The 2,214-nt window shown below is 72.2% G+C and carries 2 protein-coding genes and 1 pseudogene; 1 reads left to right on the top strand and 2 read right to left on the bottom strand.

Annotation, left to right across the window (positions count from 1 at the left end; genetic code table 11):
* A partial coding sequence (locus AXW62_RS13415) for a SidA/IucD/PvdA family monooxygenase (RefSeq protein ID WP_159060872.1) occupies positions 1–1,010 on the top strand: 1,010 nt, incomplete at its 5' end.
* A 158-nt stretch (positions 1,011–1,168) separates the two neighbouring features.
* Here AXW62_RS13415 and AXW62_RS13410 read toward each other — a convergent pair.
* The gene (locus AXW62_RS13410; protein WP_060944725.1) at positions 1,169–1,957 is read right to left on the bottom strand and encodes an ABC transporter permease; all 789 of its coding nucleotides are present in this window, start codon (positions 1,955–1,957) and stop codon (positions 1,169–1,171) included.
* Positions 1,954–2,214, bottom strand: a pseudogene (locus AXW62_RS13405) (ABC transporter); the annotation flags it as partial. The pseudogene AXW62_RS13405 and the gene AXW62_RS13410, both read right to left, overlap by 4 nt.

Here is a 2,214-nt window from a genome sequence, read left to right as displayed (position 1 = left end):
ACGTCACCCGGCCCGGCCCCGCCGGCGACGAGGAGGGCCAAAGCCCCGGACGCGTCCACGCCCGCAACCTCGTCCTCGGCGTCGGCACCGAACCGTACGTCCCCGAACCCCTCCGCCCCCTTGCCGAAGCGCCCAACGTCCCCGTCCTGCACTCCTCCGACTACCTCGAACACCGCGAACGGCTCCTGGCCACCGGCCACGTCACCGTCATCGGCTCCGGCCAGTCCGGCGCCGAGGTCTTCCTCGACCTGCTGCGCAACCGCCCCCTCGGCGCCGAAGGGCTCCACTGGCTGGCCCGCACCCCCGCCTTCGCGCCCATGGAGTACAGCAAACTCGGTCTCGAGCAGTTCAGCCCCGACTACACCCGCTACTTCCACACCCTGCCCGAGCCGGTCCGCGACCAGCTGGTGCCCCGTCAGTGGCAGCTCTACAAGGGCATCGCCCACGAGACCATCGACGCCATCCACCACGAGCTGTACCGCCGCGCGCTGCACTCCGACGGCTGGCCCGGCGCCGTCCTCACCCCCGGCGTCACCGTCCGCACCGCCGGCCGCATCGCCGCCGCCCGCCTCGAACTCCACCTGGAACACACCCAGCAGGGCACCCGGGCCCGCCACACCACCGAGGCCGTCGTCCTCGCCACCGGCTACCGCGAGCGCCCCGTCGACACCCTCCTCGCCGCCCTCGACCCCTACATCCGCCGGGACGCCTCCGAGCGCCCCCGCGTCGAGGCCGACCACCGGCTGGTCCTCGACCCCGTGATCAAGGGCTCGGTGTATGTGCAGAACGCCGAGCGCCACACCCATGGCGTCGGCACCCCCGACCTGGGACTCGCCGCATGGCGCTCCGCCGTCATCCTCAACTCGCTGCTCGCGGAGCCCGCCTATCGGCTGCCGTCGCGCACCGCGTTCACCGCCTTCGGACTCCAGCCGTCGGGCCGGTGCGACACCGTCATCGGCGGCCCCCACCTCCCCGACCAGCGCGGCCCCCTCGCCCGTACCCGCACCTGACCGGGTACGGGGCGCCGGGACCGGAGGACGAGGGCGCCCCGAGTCCCCATCCGCGGCCGGCGCGAACGGGAAGCGGACCGGGCGGCGTGACGCCGGTACGGTGCCGGCGTCACGCCGCCCGGGGGGCGGGGGCGAGCTGCGGGAGGCAGCCCGTGCGCTCAGTTCGGGTCGCGGTTGAACTTCGATGTCGCCCAGAAGTAGCCGAGTACGGTCAGGCCCAGGCACCAGACGATCGCGATCCATCCGTTGTCGCCGATCTCGCTGCCGAGCAGCAGCCCGCGCAGGGTCTCGATGGCGGGCGTGAACGGCTGGTACTCCGCGATCGGCTGGAACCAGCCCGGCATCGCGTCGACCGGGACAAAGGCGCTGGACAGCAGCGGCAGCAGGATCATCGGCAGCGCGTTGTTGCTGGCGGCCTCGGCGTTCGGGCTGATCAGGCCCATGCCGACGGCGATCCAGGTGAGCGCCATGGCGAAGAGCACGAGCAGCCCGAACGCCGCGAGCCACTCCAGGACCGTGGCGTCCGTGGACCGGAAGCCGACGGCCACGGCGACGGCGCCGACGAGGACCACGCTCAGGATCGACTGGAGCACGCTGCCGACGACGTGCCCGATCAGCACCGATCCGCGGTGGATCGCCATCGTGCGGAAGCGGGCGATGATGCCCTCGGTCATGTCGTTGGAGACGGACACCGCGGTTCCGACCACCGTGCCGCCGATCGTCATCAGCAGGATGCCCGGGACGACATACGCGAGGTACGCGGAGCGGTCCGCCCCGCCGCCGATACCCGCGCTCATCACGTCGCCGAAGACGTAGACGAAGAGCAGCAGCAGCATGATCGGCGTGAGCAGGAGGTTCAGGGTCATGGACGGGTAGCGTCGCGCGTGCAGGAGGTTGCGGCGCAGCATCGTGGACGCGTCGCGTACGGCGAGGGAGAGGGAGCTCATCGGGTCGCCTCCTCGATCTGGTGGGTGCCGCTGGTCAGGGCGAAGAAGACGTCGTCGAGGTCGGGGGTGTGCACGGTCAGCTCGGCTGCCTCCGCACCGGCTGAGTCCAGCTGGTCGAGGATGGCGCGCAGTTCGCGTTGGCTGCCGTTGGTGGGGAGCCGGAGGGTGAGGGACTCGTCGTCACGGGTGGTCTCGCGCAGGGCGGAGGCGGCGGCCCGGTACGCGGCCGGGTCGGCGAAGCGGAGGCGGACGTGGCC

Origin of the sequence: Streptomyces hygroscopicus subsp. hygroscopicus, assembly GCF_001553455.1 — a bacterium.
Classification (GTDB): Bacteria; Actinomycetota; Actinomycetes; order Streptomycetales; family Streptomycetaceae; genus Streptomyces; species Streptomyces hygroscopicus.
Note: the sequence above shows the minus strand (reverse complement) of the source record. Positions and strands in the feature narration are given on the sequence as shown.